Source organism: Cyclobacterium xiamenense (genome assembly GCF_900109255.1).
In the GTDB taxonomy this organism is placed as follows: domain Bacteria; phylum Bacteroidota; class Bacteroidia; order Cytophagales; family Cyclobacteriaceae; genus Cyclobacterium; species Cyclobacterium xiamenense.
Genome location: NZ_FNZH01000001.1, coordinates 1,223,885 through 1,242,091, shown reverse-complemented (window position 1 = coordinate 1,242,091; position 18,207 = coordinate 1,223,885). Strand labels below are relative to the sequence as shown.

The 18,207-nt window shown below is 48.3% G+C and carries 15 protein-coding genes; 9 read left to right on the top strand and 6 right to left on the bottom strand.

Annotated features, from left to right (window positions below; translation table 11 throughout):
- Positions 1–45 precede the first annotated feature (45 nt).
- Positions 46–219 (bottom strand): hypothetical protein, encoded by a 174-nt coding sequence (locus tag BMW71_RS23660; protein ID WP_177179570.1) that lies wholly within the window; start codon positions 217–219, stop codon positions 46–48.
- 221 nt (positions 220–440) lie between these two features.
- Between BMW71_RS23660 and BMW71_RS04620 the strand changes: the two genes are divergently transcribed.
- A complete protein-coding gene (locus BMW71_RS04620) occupies positions 441–1,673 on the top strand; it encodes an alginate lyase family protein (RefSeq protein ID WP_092170002.1) in 1,233 nt (410 codons plus the stop codon).
- A 29-nt stretch (positions 1,674–1,702) separates the two neighbouring features.
- Here BMW71_RS04620 and BMW71_RS04615 read toward each other — a convergent pair whose 3' ends face one another.
- A complete protein-coding gene (locus BMW71_RS04615; protein WP_244891078.1) occupies positions 1,703–4,405 on the bottom strand; it encodes a phosphoenolpyruvate carboxylase in 2,703 nt (900 codons plus the stop codon).
- Between the two features lie 156 nt (positions 4,406–4,561).
- Here BMW71_RS04615 and BMW71_RS04610 point away from each other — a divergent pair, with 156 nt between their 5' ends.
- From BMW71_RS04610 to BMW71_RS04600, 3 genes are read left to right on the top strand one after another with little or no spacing between them, the layout of a single operon-like run.
- Positions 4,562–5,839, top strand: coding sequence for a Tm-1-like ATP-binding domain-containing protein (locus BMW71_RS04610; protein ID WP_092170000.1), 1,278 nt, complete (start codon positions 4,562–4,564; stop codon positions 5,837–5,839).
- A gap of 51 nt (positions 5,840–5,890) precedes the next feature.
- A complete protein-coding gene (locus BMW71_RS04605; RefSeq protein WP_092169997.1) occupies positions 5,891–6,754 on the top strand; it encodes a phosphoenolpyruvate hydrolase family protein in 864 nt (287 codons plus the stop codon).
- Between the two features lie 19 nt (positions 6,755–6,773).
- Positions 6,774–7,529 (top strand): AAC(3) family N-acetyltransferase, encoded by a 756-nt coding sequence (locus tag BMW71_RS04600; RefSeq protein ID WP_092169995.1) that lies wholly within the window; start codon positions 6,774–6,776, stop codon positions 7,527–7,529.
- Here BMW71_RS04600 and BMW71_RS04595 read toward each other — a convergent pair.
- Entirely contained in the window at positions 7,526–10,810 is a 3,285-nt protein-coding gene (locus BMW71_RS04595; protein WP_092169992.1) for an amidohydrolase family protein, read from the bottom strand. The two genes, BMW71_RS04600 and BMW71_RS04595, sit on opposite strands and share 4 nt — an antisense overlap.
- Between BMW71_RS04595 and BMW71_RS23655 the strand changes: the two genes are divergently transcribed.
- The 5 genes from BMW71_RS23655 to BMW71_RS04570 all read left to right on the top strand — a co-directional run bounded on the left by BMW71_RS23655 (position 10,809) and on the right by BMW71_RS04570 (position 14,163).
- The gene (locus BMW71_RS23655; RefSeq protein ID WP_177179569.1) at positions 10,809–10,946 is read left to right on the top strand and encodes a hypothetical protein; all 138 of its coding nucleotides are present in this window, start codon (positions 10,809–10,811) and stop codon (positions 10,944–10,946) included. The genes BMW71_RS04595 and BMW71_RS23655 overlap by 2 nt on opposite strands.
- Before the next feature lie 13 nt (positions 10,947–10,959).
- Positions 10,960–11,157, top strand: coding sequence for an addiction module component (locus tag BMW71_RS04590; RefSeq protein ID WP_244891077.1), 198 nt, complete (start codon positions 10,960–10,962; stop codon positions 11,155–11,157).
- 12 nt (positions 11,158–11,169) lie between these two features.
- Entirely contained in the window at positions 11,170–11,271 is a 102-nt protein-coding gene (locus tag BMW71_RS23995) for an MIT C-terminal domain-containing protein (protein WP_092170312.1), read from the top strand.
- 53 nt (positions 11,272–11,324) lie between these two features.
- The gene (locus BMW71_RS23890; protein ID WP_244891076.1) at positions 11,325–12,239 is read left to right on the top strand and encodes a TIR domain-containing protein; all 915 of its coding nucleotides are present in this window, start codon (positions 11,325–11,327) and stop codon (positions 12,237–12,239) included.
- 514 nt (positions 12,240–12,753) lie between these two features.
- Positions 12,754–14,163 (top strand): NAD-dependent epimerase/dehydratase family protein, encoded by a 1,410-nt coding sequence (locus BMW71_RS04570; protein WP_092169987.1) that lies wholly within the window; start codon positions 12,754–12,756, stop codon positions 14,161–14,163.
- 225 nt (positions 14,164–14,388) lie between these two features.
- Here BMW71_RS04570 and BMW71_RS04565 read toward each other — a convergent pair whose 3' ends face one another.
- The 3 genes from BMW71_RS04565 to BMW71_RS04555 form a co-directional block, all read right to left on the bottom strand.
- Positions 14,389–15,747, bottom strand: coding sequence for a Gfo/Idh/MocA family protein (locus BMW71_RS04565; RefSeq protein ID WP_092169985.1), 1,359 nt, complete (start codon positions 15,745–15,747; stop codon positions 14,389–14,391).
- Positions 15,748–16,351: 604 nt separating this feature from the next.
- Entirely contained in the window at positions 16,352–17,185 is an 834-nt protein-coding gene (locus tag BMW71_RS04560; RefSeq protein WP_092169982.1) for a polysaccharide pyruvyl transferase family protein, read from the bottom strand.
- Positions 17,186–17,265: 80 nt separating this feature from the next.
- Positions 17,266–18,093 (bottom strand): hypothetical protein, encoded by an 828-nt coding sequence (locus BMW71_RS04555; protein WP_143057553.1) that lies wholly within the window; start codon positions 18,091–18,093, stop codon positions 17,266–17,268.
- Between the last annotated feature and the right edge of the window lie 114 nt (positions 18,094–18,207).

Genomic DNA, 18,207 nt, shown 5'->3' with positions numbered 1-18,207 from the left:
CTTCAAAAAGGTTTTTCGAAAATCTAATCGATAAAAAGGTGCAGGTCAAAAACCGAATAAACGAGTCGTTTCCCGAGTACGGTCGCTACCGTTATGCCGGGTGGCAGCGATCGTATCTCCGGGCAGCATCAAAAAACTGCGGAAAAACACGTCTGCGGTCTGTGAGGAAAGTACCGTGGGGGAATAGGGGATCATGCCTCCGGATGCGTTGATGTTCATGATCGTTACTTCCGTACCGAAAAAATACGTACCCACCAGACTTTGCACGTTCGGGGATGTCGTCGCCTGGAAGCGTATTCGCGAAGGTAGCCTTGACCTGAAATAGGTGTTTACCGATTTAAATTCGCGTTTTGCTGGTTTCCGTTTTTGGTGACGTTCCGGTAAAATTGTATTTTTCTGACTAGAACCGGATCCATGATCCCAGGAAAACCCAAGGTCACATGAAAAAATTTATTTATAGCAGTATTTTCTTTTTGGGAAGTATTCCATTTTTGGTCTTTCCGCAGGTCGATAAAACAGCCGGTAGGGAGTTTATTCTATTAGATGGGGAACTCATGGAGAAGGCCAAAGCGCGCATTGCCTTCGGGGCTCAGCAACCCCTTCTTCCAGCCATGCAGGCACTACTAAGGGAGGCCGATGAGAAGCTTGAGGAAGGTCCTTTTTCAGTAACACACAAAAAGCAGTTGCCTCCCAGCGGGGACATCCACGATTATACCAGCATGGGTCCCTACTGGTGGCCGGACCCGGAAAAGGAGGATGGACTACCCTATATTCGCCGGGATGGGGAAATCAATCCCGAGTACTACGATTACCGGGACAAGGAAGAGTTGGGTATGTTAATGGCTGCCTTGCGGGTCCTCAGCCAGGCCCATTTTTTTTCGGAAAACGAACGGTACGCCGCCCATGCGATCGACCTGATCCGGGCCTGGTTCATACATCCGGAAACGAAAATGAATCCCAATCTCAACTACGCCCAGCGAATCCCGGGCAGGACAGAGGGAAGGGGTATCGGCATCATCGATACCCGCTCCTTTGCGGAATTGCCGGATATCTTGTACATTCTTTCCCGTTCCGAGCATTGGGATGCTGCGGTAGAACAAGGCATGCACGAATGGATCAGTCACTACCTGGATTGGCTGGTCAACAGCGCGCATGGAAAAGACGAGGCCATACATGGAAACAACCATACCACCTGGTATTTTGCACAGACCATCCCCCTGGCATTGTATGTTGATCAGCAGGAACGCGCCGACAGCCTGGCTCAGGTGGGGCTTCCTTTGATTCTGGATGAGATGATTGAGGCGGATGGGTCGCAACCGAAAGAACTGGACCGAACCCGGTCCTGGGATTACAGTGCCATGAATCTCTTGGGAATTATGAGCTATGTCCAAGCAGCTGCTCAGTCCGGCCGGGATCTTTGGACCTATGAAAATCCGAAGGGCGGAAGCATCCGGAAAGCGATCGACTTTATGCTTCCGTACCTGAGTGAAAAAAACACATGGCCTCACAATCAGATTCAGGAAAAACGGAACGAGCGCCTGGCAGAACCCCTGGCTATCGCTGCCCGCGTATACCAACACAAACCGTACAAGCATTTGTCCGAGCAAATTGGCGTAGCGGGTAATGGATTTCGCTACTGGGATCTGCTGGATTACCGGGACTTACGGGAGTAGTTTGGATCGTTGGATGCTTTCGCTGTACCTCAACCCGTATTCTTTAACCCGCTGGCAAGCGCCGTGGTGATCTTCAGCAGTCGCGTTACCAGTGGCGAATCCGGTTCTTTGGATGCGCGCCAAAGTTTCAGGTTTTTTAGCTGAAGCTGGTGCAGTCCATGAAGGGCATTTTTTCTTCGGTTGATGCTGTCGAGCAAACCCATTCTTCGGGTATCTCGTTCTTTTCCCAGCAGTTCGCCGATCTCTTCCAGGCTACGTCTGTGTTCGTCCATGATCCATTTTGTAAAGATGATGCCGGTATCCCGGTTGGAGACCAGTCCGGCGTACTGATTCATGATTTCCTGGTCGGCATTCAGCAGGTTGGTTTCTACCTGTATCAGGATATAGCGGAGGAGCGGCCAGGATTGAGCATGGTCCTGCAAGGCCCGGTAATGGTCGGGTTGGGTATCCCGAATCCTTTTGAAGGCCGTTCCGATGCCGTACCAGCCGGTCAGGTTGAACCGGGACTGGCTCCAGCTGAATACCCATGGGATCGCTCGAAGGTCTTCCAGGGATCGTTTCCCCGTTCTTCGTGCCGGTCTTGAGCCGATTTTGCTGAGTTCCAGCACGTCGATCGGGGTGGCCTCTCCATAAAACTCCAGAAAATCCGGGTGCCGGATCAATTCCTGGTAGTGATCCTGCGCAAATTCGGAAAGGTGCTGCAATGCCTCTGTAGGAAACCGGGGTTTCTCTCCGGGGAATAGGGATTGAGCCGTCTGAAGTGCGGTTCCAGAGAAAAGCATTTCCAGGTTGTATCCTGCCGTCAATAAGTTGGCAAACTGCTGGGAAATGGTTTCACCCTGTATGGTGATTTTAATGGATCCTTGCAGGCTGCCATTCGGCATGCTTTCCAGGAAGCGGTGGTACTTTCCGCCACCCCGGCTAATGGTTCCACCTATGCCATGAAAAAAGCGCAGGCGCTTGCCGAGGGGACTAGCCAGGTTGGTGAGTTTTTGCTCTGCCTGATAAATATTCCAGCGGCTAGCGGTGATTCCCCCGTCCTTATTGCTGTCGCTATAGCCCAGCATTACTTCCTGAAAGGAGAAACGATCCGGGTAGGCTTCGTGCGCTAGGAAAGCCTGAAGTATATGGTCGGCGCGCTGCAGGTCATCGATGGTTTCAAACAGTGGTACCACTTGGTAGCGGTTTCGATCCAATCCCGCTTCCCGCAAAAAGAGATATACCACCAGCAGGTCGCTTAGACTTCGTGTCATGCTGATAATAAAGGATCCAATGCCTTCGTCCCCATAACGGTCGATGTGCGTTTTGACGCATTGAAAACAGCCCAGTACTTTATCCGCTTCCGGGCCAAAGGATTTCCCGGAAAAGGCAAAGGGACGGTTGCTTCTAAGTTCTTCGGTAATAAAGCGTACACGTTCTTTTTCGGACCAGGAGGAGTAGGGGGTTGACTCGCGGAACGTTTCGGCCAGAATTTGGTCCATGGCCTTCTCGTGAAAAGCACTGTTTTGCCGGATGTCTAGCCGAGCCAGGTGAAAGCCAAAACAGGCGATATGCCTTTCAACAGGCAGCAAGAACTGCCGCACCATGCTCCAGGCATCGATTTCATGCAGACTTTGACGGATTACTTTCAAGTCCTCCATCAATTCAGCGGAGCGAGAGTAGACGGGTTGCTTGCGTTCCTCCAGGGTGTTGTCCACCTGTACCAGCATCAGGTTGATGAATTGCCGCCAGGGTTCCCGGGGATTTCGTTGCAAAGCGAGTTCGCTGTCTGCGCCGATATACTCGGCTTTTTCCCGGATTTTTTCCCGAAAACCAGTGGGAACAGGATTACGGATTTCGGAAAAACTCATCTGGGCCCCCAGGATTTGAAGCTTTTCTTTGATCAGTATCAGGGCCATGCGCCGGTGCTCCAGCAAGGTGTCTCGGGTAAAGTCGGCCGTTACATAGGGATGGCCGTCCCGGTCACCACCTACCCAGCTGCCCAATTGAAAATCGGGGAAGTCGCTCGTGTTGCTGAATTTATTGGCGTCAAAGCCCATGGCAATCCAACTTTCGATCAGTTGCTGGTCCGCATGCTGCAGGGCTTTGGGAAATACCCTGGAAAAATAGTGCAGCACGTTGTTGCGTTCCATTTCCAGCGTGGGCTTTTCCAGGTACACTTCGCCCGAGCGCCACCACCGTTCGAGCAGTCCAATTATTTCCCTTTCCAGAGCCTGCCTCTCCAAGTGAGAATACGCGTTGTTTTCCAGCTTGACCAGGTTTAGATAAATCTCCCGGTGTAGGTCTAGAATGGATTTTCGTTTGGCCTCCGTTGGGTGGGCCGTTAAAACGGGATAGACCTGGGTATGCTTGATGCAGTCCACCATCTCAGCCTCGGTCAATCCCTGGGCCTTCCATCGACTGAAGGTTTCGCCCCAGGAACCGCGAATGGCTGCCAATCCCTTTTCATTAAGCAGCTTTCTTCTTCCCTGTACCGCCGCATTTTCTTCCACCAGGTTCATTAGTTGCAGGTAGATACTCAGCACCTGAATGTGCTTTTCCTCCAATTCGCCCGCTTCCCAATCGATGTCCAGCGGATTGGATTTTTGGGCGAGGATTTTTTCCAGTTCGTGCTCTCCCAGCTGGTGCAGTACTTTTTGAAAACAACTCGTCAGAAACTCCAGGTCTTTTCTGGTTTTTTTAAAAAGAAGGTCGCTTGTGGTCATGCCTTTTTCAATTTGTAGGGTTTTCAATGATGGTTAAATATACGAGATAAGGCAATGGAATGAAAGTTTCCGGGAGGGGGGCTATCGTAAAAAAAGAAGGGCTGGATGCTTCCGGTTTCCCGAAATGTTTTTCAGAAGCTTGGTTTTATCCGTACATTCACGCCTGACACAAGCAATCAACCAATGGAACTACCGTCTCCTACCATCGCGATGTTAGGTTGTTTCGATACCAAGGCAGAAGTCTTTGCGCGATTACGCGAGCAGCTATTGGTCAGTGGAGCCCAGGTGATCGGCATCAATGCCGGAATTTTTGGCAGCACCGACCGATTCTCCGTAGACGTGGAAGCGGACTACCTGGCTTCCCTGGCTGGAACCTCCATCGAAGCGCTGCGAAAAAAAAATAATCGGGCTCACGCCCTGGAGCGGATGGCAGCGGGTGCTGCAAAATTGCTTCGGGTCCTCTATGAGGAAGGAAAAATCAGCGGAGTCATAGGTATGGGAGGGGGCGGAGGCACGTATCTCCTGCTAAAAGCCATGCAGGTGCTGCCGCTGGGGTTTCCCAAGGTCTGTCTATCTACCCTGGCTACCCGGGATGTCTCGCATCTAGTAGGCGTCAAGGACATCGTTTTGATTCCTTCGGTCGTGGATATGGCGGGACTCAATGCCATCATCCGGCCACTCATCGATCAGGCAGCCGCGGCTATTGTTGCCATGGCGAAGGTTCCGGAACAGAAATCCGACGGCGTAAAGGGGGTGGTGGCTATTAGCATGTTTGGCAACACCACTGATTGCGTAAACGCCTGCACCCGCTTGCTAGAGCAAAAGGGGTACGAAGTAATGGCCTTCCACGCCAATGGCGTTGGAGGGAAGGCCATGGAAGCATTGATACGCGAGGGCGTATTCGATGCCGTAATGGATTTGACGACCACCGAACTGGCGGATGAGCTATGCGGCGGAATCCTGAGCGCCGGCCCGGATCGATTGACGGCCGCGATCGAAGGAGGGATTCCCTGCTTGCTGGCTCCCGGTTGCCTGGATATGGTCAACTTCGGTATGCCGGACGCTGTACCGGAAGCCTACGTCAATCGGCTTTTCTACCAATGGGCGCCCGATGTGACCCTGATGCGTACCAATGAGCAGGAAAATTTTGAGCTGGGACGGCAGATCGCAGAAAAGCTGAACCAAAGCCAGGCAAAAGAAAGTATCCGGGTATTGTTACCCCTGCGGGGCTTTTCGCAGCTGGATGCGCCTGGGAATCATTTTTATGATCAAAAGTGCACCGCAGCACTGAAGCGTGCATGGGAGACCTATCTGGACCCTGGAATCGAACAAATGTCGCTGGAAGCGCATATCAACGATATGGGATTTGCAGGCGTCGCGGTGGACCTGCTGCTGGATCTGTTGGAAAAAAAGCAAAGCGGTGGGTCAGGCAGCGCCGGGCGGTTTTCTACGGAAAGTTGATTAGCTGCCGGTTTTAAAATATCTTGCAGGCTTAACACGAAATAATACGCTATGCCCAATCCGTGGACAGGAAAAGGAAACCCGTACACCCGGCAGGAAGTCAGGGAACGGTTAAAGAAAACAATCGCTGATAACAAGGCTATAATCGCTGCCGGTGCAGGGACAGGTATTAGTGCCAAATTCATAGAAAAAGGCGGGGCAGACCTGATTATCATTTACAACTCGGGGAGATTTCGCATGTCCGGTCATGGTTCCACAGCTGGCCTGATGGCCTATGGAGATGCCAATGCGGTAGCCATGGAAATCGGTGAGTTTGAGGTCTTGCCGGTAGTGGAAGAAGTGCCCGTGATTTGTGGCGTTCACGGATCGGATCCCCGGCGAAGGATCTGGCACCACTTGCTCAAAGTGAAGGACATGGGCTTTTCGGGAATCAATAATTTCCCCACCCACTGCATCGTAGATGGAAATTTCCGTCAGATATTGGAGGAGACCGGAATGAGTTTTGACAAAGAAGTCGAAATGGTGCGTATAGCAGACAAAATGGACCTGTTTTCCATCGTGTATGTTGCCAAGCCGGAAGAGGCAATCAAAATGGCGGAAGCCGGGGCAGATGCCATCATTGCGCATGTAGGGACCACCGTCGGGGGTTCCGTGGGGGTTACCGGTGCTTCCTGTACCATGGAGGAGGCGATTGACAAAACCCGTGAAATAATGGATGCCTGCCAATCCATTAATCCCGACCTTTTTTTCCTAGCCCATGGCGGCCCGATCAATACCCCGGAGGACGTGCGGCAGGTGCTGGAAGCCACCGATGTACACGGTTTTGTGGGTGCCTCTTCCCTGGAACGAATGGGAGTAGAGCAGTCCCTGCTGGACCTTACGCGTTCCTTCAAAAAGTTGACACTAAAAAAATAGGCTTTCTCAATTTTTTACGATGAGGGATTGGAAAAAGTTGATTCTGAAAGACCTGGACCAGCTCGGAATAAGAGCACGAGACCACTTACTGGTTCATGCCTCCCTAAATGCGCTTGGAAAATTTCCTGACAGGGCTAAAATTGTGGTATCTGCATTACTGGAACAGCTTGGACCAAAAGGTACCTTATTGATGCCCGCGCTATCTTTTAAGACCGTCACCCCGGAAAATCCCGTTTTCGATGTTTTGGAAACTCCCTCGTGTGTCGGTGCCTTGCCGGAATTTTTCCGCACCTTTCCAGGCGTGCAACGAAGCATGCATCCCACGCATTCGGTCTGTGCGATTGGAGAATTAAGCGATTATTTTCTCGCCGAACATTTGCGGGATGACACTCCCTGCGGCCCGCATTCTCCTTTTGCCAAGCTTCCTGAAGTGCATGGAAAGATTTTGTTCCTGGGTTGTGGGACCCGGCCCAATACCTCCATGCATGCCGTGGAAGAAGGGATCAAGCCACCTTATCTATTGGGTGCCAGGGTTAATTATACATTAGTAGATCAGGCAGGGAGGGAAATGTCGAAATCGTATTTTAGGCATGATTTTGCTGGATTTGAACAGCGGTACGAGCGGGTGGACGGGCTGTTGGGATCGGATTCCTGCCAAAAAGGAAAGGTGTTGCAGGCAGCATCGGTGCGGATGGATGCCCGGAGCCTTTGGGAAAAAGGGACCCTCCAATTAACGAAGGATCCCTATTTTTTTGTAGATCGAAAGGAGTCCTAGTGCCTGCCTACGCCGCAGCCGCAGCCGCTGTGCATGTACGTTTGGATGCTTTCGTGCCAGGGAAAGGCTTCCTGAAACAATCGGTTTTCCCAGTAAAAGGGCGGCCGCTCCCGGTTACGGTGGCCGATTTCGTTCATGTTTTCCGTTTCATACAAGCGTCCGTTGATCATGGTATGGGTAATGCTTTCCGAGTGGCGGATATCCGCTAGCGGATTTTTTTCCAGAACGATCAAATCGGCCAGTTTACCGGGCTTGAGTGATCCCAAATCCGCATCCATACCGATATACCGGGCGCCGTTGATGGTGGCCGCTTTCAACGTCTCGTGGTTGGACATGCCTCCCTGGGCCAGGCTCCACAATTCCCAGTGGGCACCCAGGCCTTGAAGTTGTCCGTGACCACCCAGATTTACGGTGACGCCTTTATTCGCCAGATCGGTGACCTGCCGGGAAGTGAGGATATGGCTGTTTTCGTAGGTTTCCTCCGGGACCATCGTGCGGTGACGAGACCGTGAATCGATCATTCCCCGGGGACTGAAGCGCAGTAATTTTTCGTTTTCCCAAACGTTTGTTTTCTGGTACCAGTAGTACTCTGCGTTGATGCCGCCGTAGTTGACAATCAGCGTGGGGGTGTAGCCCACCTCCGTTTGACCCCAGAGCTCCAACACGTCTTTGTACACCGGTGCAATGGGGATGTTGTGTTCGATGCCAGTGTGCCCGTCCTGAATCATGGAAAGGTTGTGGAAAAAGGTGGATCCACCCTCGGGCACCACATTTACCCCCAATTCCCGGGCAGCCTGCAATACCTGTTGCCGCTGATCCCGGCGGGGCTGGTTATAGGATTTTACGGCCGTGGCACCGAAAGCCTTTGTACGGCGTACCGAAAACCGGGCATCTTCCAGCTTGTTGATGACCGCTTTGAAATCGCCATCCGCGCCATAGAGAATAAAGCCCGTGCTGAAAATCCGGGGCCCTACAAGTGCTCCACTTTGCACCATTTCGGAAAGGGTAAAGACCGTTTCAGTATTGGCCGATGGGTCGTGGGCGGTGGTCACGCCATAGGCCAGGTTGGCGTACAATTGCCAGTTTTGCTGCACCGTGAGCCCATCCCGAAAAGCGCCGATATGGGCGTGGGCATCCACGATGCCCGGCATAATGGTTTTTCCGGCCATATCGTACACAACTGCTCCATCGGGGATGGAAACGGCAGTGGAGGCACCTACTGCTTTGATAGTGGAACCTTCGACGATGACCGTGCCGTTTTCGATTACTTCATCTCCTTCCATGGTGATCAGGGTGGCACCGGTAAAGGCAATGATCCCTTCCGGCCGATCGACCGCAGCCTCCAAACCGATTTTTATCGGTTCGTTTTCGGTTTTTTCCTCTTTCCTATCTGATTGGCCCAGAAAATCAAAGTTTTCGTCCAGTCGCGTGCTGTGATAGGCATCCCCCAGCGTCCAAAGAATGGTCTCACTGTCTGGAGACCAGTGCAGGTTCAGGCCCGCATCTTCGGATAGTTGGGCCACCGGCAGGGATTTGGTTTTATCATCCAGGTTGACCGTTTGTCCATTGAGTACAAGGGGTGCCAGGTAGGCTTTGTGCAAGTGGATAAAGGCTACCCATTGGTTGTCCGGGCTGGGAACAAGGCGGTTGGCGTATTTGGATTCAATGTGTGTGCGCTCGTCCTGTCCGTTAAGGTCTACGGATTTCAGGCTTTTGATCAGGTTTCCGAAGAACTTTCCGCCGGTCTGAAAAAATACTCGTTTGCCTTCTTTGGTAAATACCGGGAAATCGCCCTCTTCCACCAGCTTTTTGGTCTCCCGGGATTGCCGATCCATCAGGTAGATGCCGGGATTTTTGGTAAAAGTGCGGCCCTGATCCAGGTTGCCCGATTCTTTTCGGTAGAGGATCCGTGATCCATCCGGAGAATAGGAGGGGTTTCGGTAGATTCCTTTTTCCTGGCTAAGGATGGTTATCCGATTATTGCTCAAATTCACTTCTTTAATGGCTCCTTTGTTCAGGTCATTCCAGGTTACAAAAAGGAGCCTGTCCCCTCTCGGAGAAAAGGCAGGTTCCGCCTCAAAGTCCGTACCCTGTGTAATTCTTCTCGGTTTTCCATTTGGCAAGTCTTTGATCCAGAGATAGCCCAATGCCCGGAATACGAGTTGCCGACCATCCGGCGAAGTGACTGCATCCCGGATCATGCGGGAGGTGAAGGTCTCTCTTGCGATGGGATGGCTGAAATGAACCCGTTCGGCTACTGGAATAGTCGCGTCTACCGTAAAAGGAATGTTGCTTTGTTCCAGGTTTTCGGTATCGATTTTCTGGATTTTCCCTTTGGCCCAAATCAGAATCTGCCGGTTGTCCGGCATCCAGGCGAATCCGGGGTAAACCCCAAAAATAGCCCAGGCAGTCTGTTGATCTTTGTTTAGTTCATCATAGACCGGCCATTCTTCGCCCGTTTCCAGGTCGTGGATGTAGAGCACCGATTTGGTTCTGACTCGTTTTACAAAGGCCAGTTTTTTTCCATCCGGAGAAACCTGGGGCCGGGCTGCACCTCCGGGTCCTCCGGTGAGCGTTTCCGTTTCACCTGTTTCAAAATCGTAGCGTTTGATCACATAAATTTGCCCATTGGGATCCCGGTTGTATTCAAAGCTGCCACCTGGAGCCATGTCTTCGCTGAAATACAGGTACCTGCCATCGGGCGATACACTGGGTTCATTGACATCCTGCTGGTCGTTTTTCCGTTGGGTAAGTTGCAATCCTTCTCCGCCGGAAATATGGTACTGCCACATTTCTCCTGCACCCAGGGACCGGCCGGAGGTAAAGTGTTTTCGGGCCACCAGGTAGTTGCCATCCGGTATCCACACCGCATTATTGAGCAGGCGGAAGGACTCTTTGGTAACCTGACGAGCCTCGCTGCCATCGGGCTTCATCACCCAAATATTGTCACCCCCTCCGGCATCAGAGGTAAAGGAAATCCATTTCCCGTCCGGGCTGAAGCGAGGTTGTACCTCAAAAGGCAGGCCTGATCTCAGGACAGTTGCGGTTCCTCCTGAGATCGGCATGGAGTAGATATCTCCCAACAGATCGAAAACAATGGTATTCCCGTCAGGACTGACATCCAGGTTCATCCAGGTGCCTTCATCGGTAGTAAAGGTTACGTTTTTAAATTCCCAATCTCCTTCGGGAGCAGCTACCTGCCAGTCGGTTTCTTCCTGGGACAGGACAGGGGAGGCAATGAATAGGAGTATAAAAGTTGTTTTGATAAGAATACTACGCATGAAATTCCGGATTTGTGATTTGCAGGGTAAAGATAAGGAGAAAATGCTGGTCTGCGATTTTTTTGGTGAACTTGGAGGAACGGAAAAGGGCGGTGCAGCACCATTGCCCGCCGGGGTGAATCAAATCCATAAATAAATCGTTAACTTTAATGGGTAAAATGATGATAGGTATGGACGTAAAATCTATTAAAATCGATCTTATCCACTGGCTTACCGAGCTTCAGGACATATCTGTTCTTGAAAAACTTCAAGGATTAAAGGAAGCGCAGGAAAGTTCTTTTGAATTAAGTGCAGGACAAAATAAGGAGCTGGATAGCAGGCTTGGAAAGTATGAAGATGATTTATAACATGACAGAAATATAGAACTTGACAGCGGATGGAAAATCATCTTGGGAAGAGGACTGGATATTTGGAAAATGACATCAGGAAGATACAGCATCGCTGAGTACTATCAAGAGTAAAGGTTTTTAAGGAGATTAAAGTGATGGTTTTGGAGCAAAATTGACTAAAAAATATGAGAGAGATTTTACCAAGATATAAGATCGTCTACGATGACTTGAATGAATTGGGTATAGGTGAATTTCTTACATCTAGAGAATTTAGAATGTTACTGGCTAAGAGAGACCTACACGAACATTGGGACAATTTTGTTAAGCATGCAGCTGAAAAAAGGACATTTTATGCAGTTGGATTTGATCACGAATGGTCAGATTCTTTGACTGCATTAGCAGATCTTTTTAATCATATTCCATCCAATCAGGTTTGGGAACAAATAACATCTTTCATTATTGGCGAATTCATTAAATCACTAAAGCACAAAGAGAATCTTGACCATTTAAATGATAGTCTTTCGTTAATTGGTTTTTCGGAAGAATCCTTAAACCCAATTTTAAAGGTAATAGAATTTAATTCAGAAAAAGATGAAAAATATACTTTAAATGAAAAGGGAATTTCCAAAAAGGAAAGCGGTTCTTTAACCCAACTGTCAAAGTTGAAAATATTCATCGTTCATGGTCACGAAGAAGGACTGAAGCAATCGGTGGCAAGGTTTCTTGAAAAACAAGATCTCAAAACAATAATAATCAATGAACAGGCTTCAGGAAGTAACACTATTATTGAACAGATTGAAAAATATAGTGACGTTGACTTTGCTGTTGTTTTAATGACGGGAGATGATGAAGGAAGAAAAAGAGGAAATAGAAAATATAATAAAAGAGCCAGACAAAATGTAATACTTGAATTAGGATACTTTTTGGGAAAACTTGGTCGAAAGCATGTGGCGGTAATTTATGAAAATGATGTTGAAATTCCTTCTGATTTTTCCGGTATTCTTTATATTCCGTATGATTCATCTGAGGCCTGGAAGTTAAAATTAGCTAAGGAATTAAAAATGAATGGATTTAATATTGATATTAATAAATTTTTATAAATTTTTTTTGTCACAATTAAAGTATACAGAACGAGCGATTTCAGTTGACAATAAGTAAAGAAAAATATTGGTGTCTAAAATAATCCTATTCCCACTCATTTCTCATTTTTTTCTGAATATCTAAAGAATTTTATTGATTAACCTTTTTTATATGCGCGATCAAATGAAGTAAATCGGCAGGTATCCGGACGGACAGCCGTTTGGTGGAATGTTGGATGGTTTCTTCCTTAAGTTGAAAACCAGCTGCCCCGATCAAAAATGCCAGCGTACTTCCCCAGGAAAAGTAATGGGGATTTTTAGTATGGGTCTGAATTTGGTTTTGGGCAGGGAGGGAGCCGCATGTCAAACATAGTAGGGCAATCAAGTAGAACCGGCTCATTTTAGTAGGGAATCAGTTATAAGATAGATGAAATCGAATTTTTAAGATAAATAAATCCCGGTAGCAATTAAATACATTTATCGCATTACCTTATTTCTTCATCAACAATTTGGATGAACGGCAGTTAGGTAGGCAATGGAAAAAGGAAATAAAAAGGTGCTGGCCATCGCCGGTGCAACGGGGTATATTGGTCGCTGGTTTATGGATCGCTTTAAGGACAAGTACCATATTATTGGTTTGAGCAGGAGGGAGGTACAGGACAATCCCCATCCCGAAATCGAATGGCGGCAGGTGGAATTGTATTCGATCAGTTCTACCCAAAAAGCCCTGCAGGGAGTGGATTATGCGCTGTACCTGGTGCATTCCATGAATGCGTCCACCCGTTTGAATCAGGGGAGCTTTGAGGATACGGATCTTTTGCTGTCCGACAATTTTGCCCGGGCAGCCTCGGCCAATGGGGTCGAGCAAGTTGTTTATTTGGGAGGCATTCTGCCAAAAAAGGAATCGGAGAACACCTGGTCCCGGCACCTTAGGAGCCGCTTGGAAGTGGAAAAAACCCTGGCTTCCGGCACCGCTGCCCTCACGGCACTTCGGGCAAGTATCATTGTAGGTCCCGGCGGATCTTCCTTTCAAATGATCAAAAACCTCGTCGAAAAATTACCGGTAATGATCTGCCCGAAATGGACAGAATCCAAAACCCAACCCATCTCCCTACAGGATACACTGACCATCATTGACGGCTGCCTGGGAAATCCGAATGTCTTTGGAAAAGCCATCGAAATTGGCTCCCCGGAAATCATGTCCTACCAGGAGATGATGCTGAAAACCGCCGCAGTGATGGGCAAAAAGCGGTATATTTTTTCCGTGCCGTTTTTTTCCCCGGGCCTCTCCAAGCTCTGGGTAGGCTATTTTGGCGAGAGTCCGGCGCAGTTGGTGTCCCCACTGGTGGAAAGCCTCAAACATACCATGACCGTTTCGGATGAATTGGCCTTTCAGGAATTCCCAATCGACTATCAGACCTATGATGAGGCGGTTGAAATCGCATTGCGTTCCGGAAAGGAACCGCTTTTACCAACATTTATTCCCCTGGGTCGTCGGGAAAATACCGTAAGAAGCATACAGCGGCTTTCCAATACCTTTGGTAAAAGTGCCTATTGGGCTGCCAATCGGTACAAAGTTTGGCTACCAACGTTTTTCAAATCGATTATCAATGCCCGGGAAAATCGGGAAGGCGTGGTCAGTTTTTACCTGTTTTCTATCACCGTTCCCATGTTGCAACTAAGCTGGATCAAAGACCGAAGCGATAAGAAAAGACAATTGTTTTACATCAGTGGGGGCTGGCTGGTCGGTCGTCCGGATTACGGATGGTTGGAATTCCGGGAAGTGCTGGGAGGTAAGTACATCATTACGGCCATTCACGAATTTGTTCCCAAAATACCCTGGTACTTGTATGTCTCTACCCAGGCGCGCCTACATCTCTGGGTGATGAATCGCTACGGTCGGTACCTGCAAAAACTTGGATCGCGTGCTGCTCCTTTGCGTTGATAGGGTTGCTATTTCCTTGCTGGTAACTTCTGCTGATGCCTTTTTCGCGGGTACGCCTGGCTGATCTTGTGTGGCGTCCAATAAAAGGAGAGAGTCGTCGAATCATTCCCGGCGTTTTGAACGTCCGCTCGTCGCTCGTCCGTTGCGCCAAAATATGTAACTATAAAAAATCCCCGGCTGTACCGGGGATAATTGGTGGTTTGTGGGTGGTAAAGAAGGAGGGGCCTATACCTTGAGTTTAGGTTCCCATCCTTTTTCGTACTCTCGTTTCCACAGCTTGCTGGCTTGTTTGCTATTTTTGATGTGCCCATTGGAGGAATCGCATTCCAATACTTCGCCTGTTCGGGAGGCGATGTTTGCCAGGTGGCAAAGCAACACGGATTTTGCACCTTCGTCGATGGGACTGTTTTGCGTTTGTTTTCCCCGAATGGCCTCGAAGAAATTGACCACGTGTAGGGTGGACATGTCGCCACCACCGCCAAGGGCTGTGCCCGCTTCGCTACCACCGGACTCATTGGTTTTTACCACTTTTCCATTCCGGTCAAAGTGTTTGTACCCGCCGCGATCCACGTAAACCGAGCCATCGGTACCGTAGATGATGGTTCCCCGGCCCGGCCCGTAGGTATTGTGTCCGTTTCGGCTTTTTCCGTCCCACTGAATGGTGCGGTTGCCGGAAAATTTAAATACGGCATCCATGGTATCGTACATTTCCCAACCGTCGTTAGGCCAGTGGTATTTACCTGAATCGACCATTACCTTTTCCGGGAAGTCAACTTGCAGGGCCCATCGGGCTACATCCAGTTCGTGGGTGGCGTTGTTGCCGGTTTCGGCAGTACCATAATCCCAGCCATACCAGTGCCAGTTGTAGTTCCAGGTATCGTCGGTATACCCTCTTCTGGGGGCAGGTCCTTGAAACAGTTCCCAATCCAATCCTTGCGGAGGGGCTGCCTGTTTCTGATTCGGCACTTCCCCACGGGCGGAGTTATAAAAGGCGGTCGCCTTGTACACATCACCAATAGCACCCTCATGTATGGCCTTGATGATTTCGATGCTTTCGGGTGCAGAACGTTGCTGGTTGCCCATCTGTACCACTTTTCCGTATTGTTTTTGGTAGGCTACCAGTAGTTCTCCTTCATAGGGATTGTGGCTACAGGGTTTTTCTACGTACACGTGCTTACCCGCTTCAAGGGCCAGCCAGGTGCCCGGTGCATGCCAATGGTCCGGGGTGGCATTGATCAAGGCATCTACTTCCGAATCTTCCAGCACCTTCAAAATGCTGTTTTCGAGTTTGGGTTGGTAATCGATGTGTTTTTGAAAATTTCTGGCTGCTTTTTCCCGTTGGGATTGCATCACATCGCAAAGGTACATCAGGTTGACATTGCTGGACTTTAATCCGATAGGGTTGTAAAACGCACCCAATCTTCTGCCCAATCCGGCAATGGCGATGTTCAATCGATCGTTTGCTCCCAAGATTTTTCCATAACTCTTGGCAGAGAACCCTATCGCTCCCAATGTGGAAATACCCATGGTGGTCAGCGCGGATTTTTTTATAAATTCCCTTCTGCCTGCTTGTTCGTTACTCATAATTCTTTTTGGGTTAATACAATTTTACTTTTTTACATTTATTGTTTTGACTAACAGAGGTCTATAGCGTATTTCGGTTTTGTGTGGCAGTTATTTACTTACCAAAGCAACTGGTTTTCAGTCACTACTTTGTCAAACGTAACGAACAGAAAATTCAGGAGATCTTTTGGTTAGCGAATGGGTATTCCATCTTGGTTTAGACGCTTTTCGCACGTGAAGCACCAAACCCATCACTGTATGGGCATTCCTGTTCGAATTGCTAATTCAATCATACCAAGCGTGATTTTTCGTATCAGAGGTATTGTTTATCCATTGTATGTTGTCTAATTCACCGGTCACGTTTCCTTCAATCTGTGGCTATACATTATCGAGAGTAGAATCGGCTTGGTTCCTGAAAAAATTGGCTTGGCAAAAAAACAAGCAGATACGCGATATCCTCCCTCGATCAGTGTTTTCCCATGATTTTTCTCTAATGAATTTGTGTTGACTCCATGCTCATTATGCGCGTTCTTTCGGATAGGAAGGTACGATTATTCCATGATTTTAACAAAATAAACACACATTACGTACGGGGATGGAGTACCTTCAATCGCTCAATCTAGCGTTAAAAAGGAAAGGCGTCATGGACCTCTTTCTGTTTCTTTTCCATTATGTCCGGGATAACTTTATAATCATCGATAATTTGATTGATGGTCGGAGAATCTCCGTTACTAATGTCAATGGGTTCGTTGGTTACCCCATACGCAGAATAGTAATCGTGATACTTAAAACCGTCACCTTTCATCAAATTTGTTAGTTTTATCCATTTATTTGGAATTTTAAAACTGTCAGCAACGACCAATCCATGCAGGCTGGTTGAAATAATGTAGTCACATTGTGCGATCTGTTTAATCACCAACATGGGGTCTACTGTTAAATCGATAATAATGGCGTTAGGGTATTTTTGCTTTACCTCTTGAAATATCGGATTATCCAGCTCGTTCATGTGTGGCACAATACCCATGCTGTATTCTTTGGGAATAGTCTTTTCAAATAGAAGTGGGGCCAAAATACCGCCATCTCCGGTTGGGATGTCTAATTTTTGGCCGATAATTTTCTCAACACGCGCTTTGGTTAATTCTCCTCTAACCGAACTAAACTCCATTTGTCGTATGAATTTGGAATCTTCGGTTTCACTATACAGGAAACCAGTGCACCATACAATATTCGGATAATTAACAAATTTACTTTGCAATTGAAGAGCCGTTGAATACCATCTGGGATACATTCTATTTTTTTTCATAAAACTATCCATACCACTTCCAATGCAACTTAATTCACTGGTTGATGGCTTATGACGAACCAGATCCTGCCCAAAAACATTGCGGATCAATAGTTCATTCAGTAAGTCCCCCATGTTTTGCACATTTGCGTAATATGTTTTGATAATCTTTTTCATTGGTTTTGAATTTTTTTGATTGGTGGCCTGTATAATAGATGTGAAATATATTCCTAATCGTACGTTTGTATATTTTATTGTTATGAATACCAGATATCGACTTGATGTTGCCGGTTACTATGGCTGTCCTTTCGTCGCTTTAAGAAGCCTCCTTCAGCCAATTTTTTGTAGAACTTGACGAACAGTGCATTCTCTGGGTCCCAAGACGAGAGAATTGGTGTTTCGTATCGATTTAAAGGTATGGTTTTGAGCATGAAACACCTAGAAATCATGATTACCGCAAGTAGGTGATGTCTCCGGCGGAATCTAGGCGTCTGGAACGGATTTATTCCCGGGATTCGGTTTTGTTCTTCGGAATTGGCCCTTACTACGGACAGCTGCGCCTGCGTATCGGCCAGGATCTGTTCGGCATGCGGCCTCAAAAAGGGATTGGTTAAAGAGTAGTTGATTCTCTCCCGTTTCTTGCTTTTTCGTTCGGACACCTCTAGTTGCTCATTTTCCCTTGAATTCGTATTTGTATTCGAAATGGACAAGGTTCTTAAATGGAACAGCGCTTTCGATACGTTGTTAACTAAACACTTGAATACCATAGATTGCCAATTGGCAGGTGCCAACGAGCCAATACCGTTACCTACCCTGGTGTAAACCCTGCTTTCCTTTGGCCTCAGAGGCGAAGGGAGTTTGGCCGTTTTGCTCCCATTGGCTGAAAATGGGTAACCAGATCCAAGTCCATAATCGTCCTTTTTGGCCCATCCGTTTTCATTGACCAGCAATCCTTCGAGCGTTCGCCCTGGCAACAATTGGGAGAAACATGTTGCCACTCGGTCCATCACCGCATGGGCATTCCACTTGGAATCGCTGATAAAACAGTGCATCGAATGAGATTCCGTATCAAGGATCTCGCTCATCCGTTCTATGTTGTTTGATTCACTGATCACTTTTCCTTAGATGTATTGATACGCCGCATCGAAATTTGACTTGGCTTTCTTCTCGAAAAAATTATTCTGGGGTTAAAAATAGGC

Bases quoted from the DNA above. Each gene is read 5' to 3' on its own strand.
- BMW71_RS04555 (WP_143057553.1), bottom strand. From the start codon at position 18,093: ATGAGCGAGATCCTTGATACGGAATCTCATTCGATGCACTGTTTTATC.
- BMW71_RS04590 (WP_244891077.1), top strand. From the start codon at position 10,960: ATGGGTAAAATGATGATAGGTATGGACGTAAAATCTATTAAAATCGAT.
- BMW71_RS04560 (WP_092169982.1), bottom strand. From the start codon at position 17,185: ATGAAAAAGATTATCAAAACATATTACGCAAATGTGCAAAACATGGGG.
- BMW71_RS23655 (WP_177179569.1), top strand. From the start codon at position 10,809: ATGAAATTCCGGATTTGTGATTTGCAGGGTAAAGATAAGGAGAAAATG.
- BMW71_RS04595 (WP_092169992.1), bottom strand. From the start codon at position 10,810: ATGCGTAGTATTCTTATCAAAACAACTTTTATACTCCTATTCATTGCC.
- BMW71_RS23890 (WP_244891076.1), top strand. From the start codon at position 11,325: ATGAGAGAGATTTTACCAAGATATAAGATCGTCTACGATGACTTGAAT.
- BMW71_RS04600 (WP_092169995.1), top strand. From the start codon at position 6,774: ATGAGGGATTGGAAAAAGTTGATTCTGAAAGACCTGGACCAGCTCGGA.
- BMW71_RS04605 (WP_092169997.1), top strand. From the start codon at position 5,891: ATGCCCAATCCGTGGACAGGAAAAGGAAACCCGTACACCCGGCAGGAA.
- BMW71_RS04610 (WP_092170000.1), top strand. From the start codon at position 4,562: ATGGAACTACCGTCTCCTACCATCGCGATGTTAGGTTGTTTCGATACC.
- BMW71_RS04570 (WP_092169987.1), top strand. From the start codon at position 12,754: ATGGAAAAAGGAAATAAAAAGGTGCTGGCCATCGCCGGTGCAACGGGG.
- BMW71_RS04620 (WP_092170002.1), top strand. From the start codon at position 441: ATGAAAAAATTTATTTATAGCAGTATTTTCTTTTTGGGAAGTATTCCA.
- BMW71_RS04565 (WP_092169985.1), bottom strand. From the start codon at position 15,747: ATGAGTAACGAACAAGCAGGCAGAAGGGAATTTATAAAAAAATCCGCG.
- BMW71_RS23660 (WP_177179570.1), bottom strand. From the start codon at position 219: ATGAACATCAACGCATCCGGAGGCATGATCCCCTATTCCCCCACGGTA.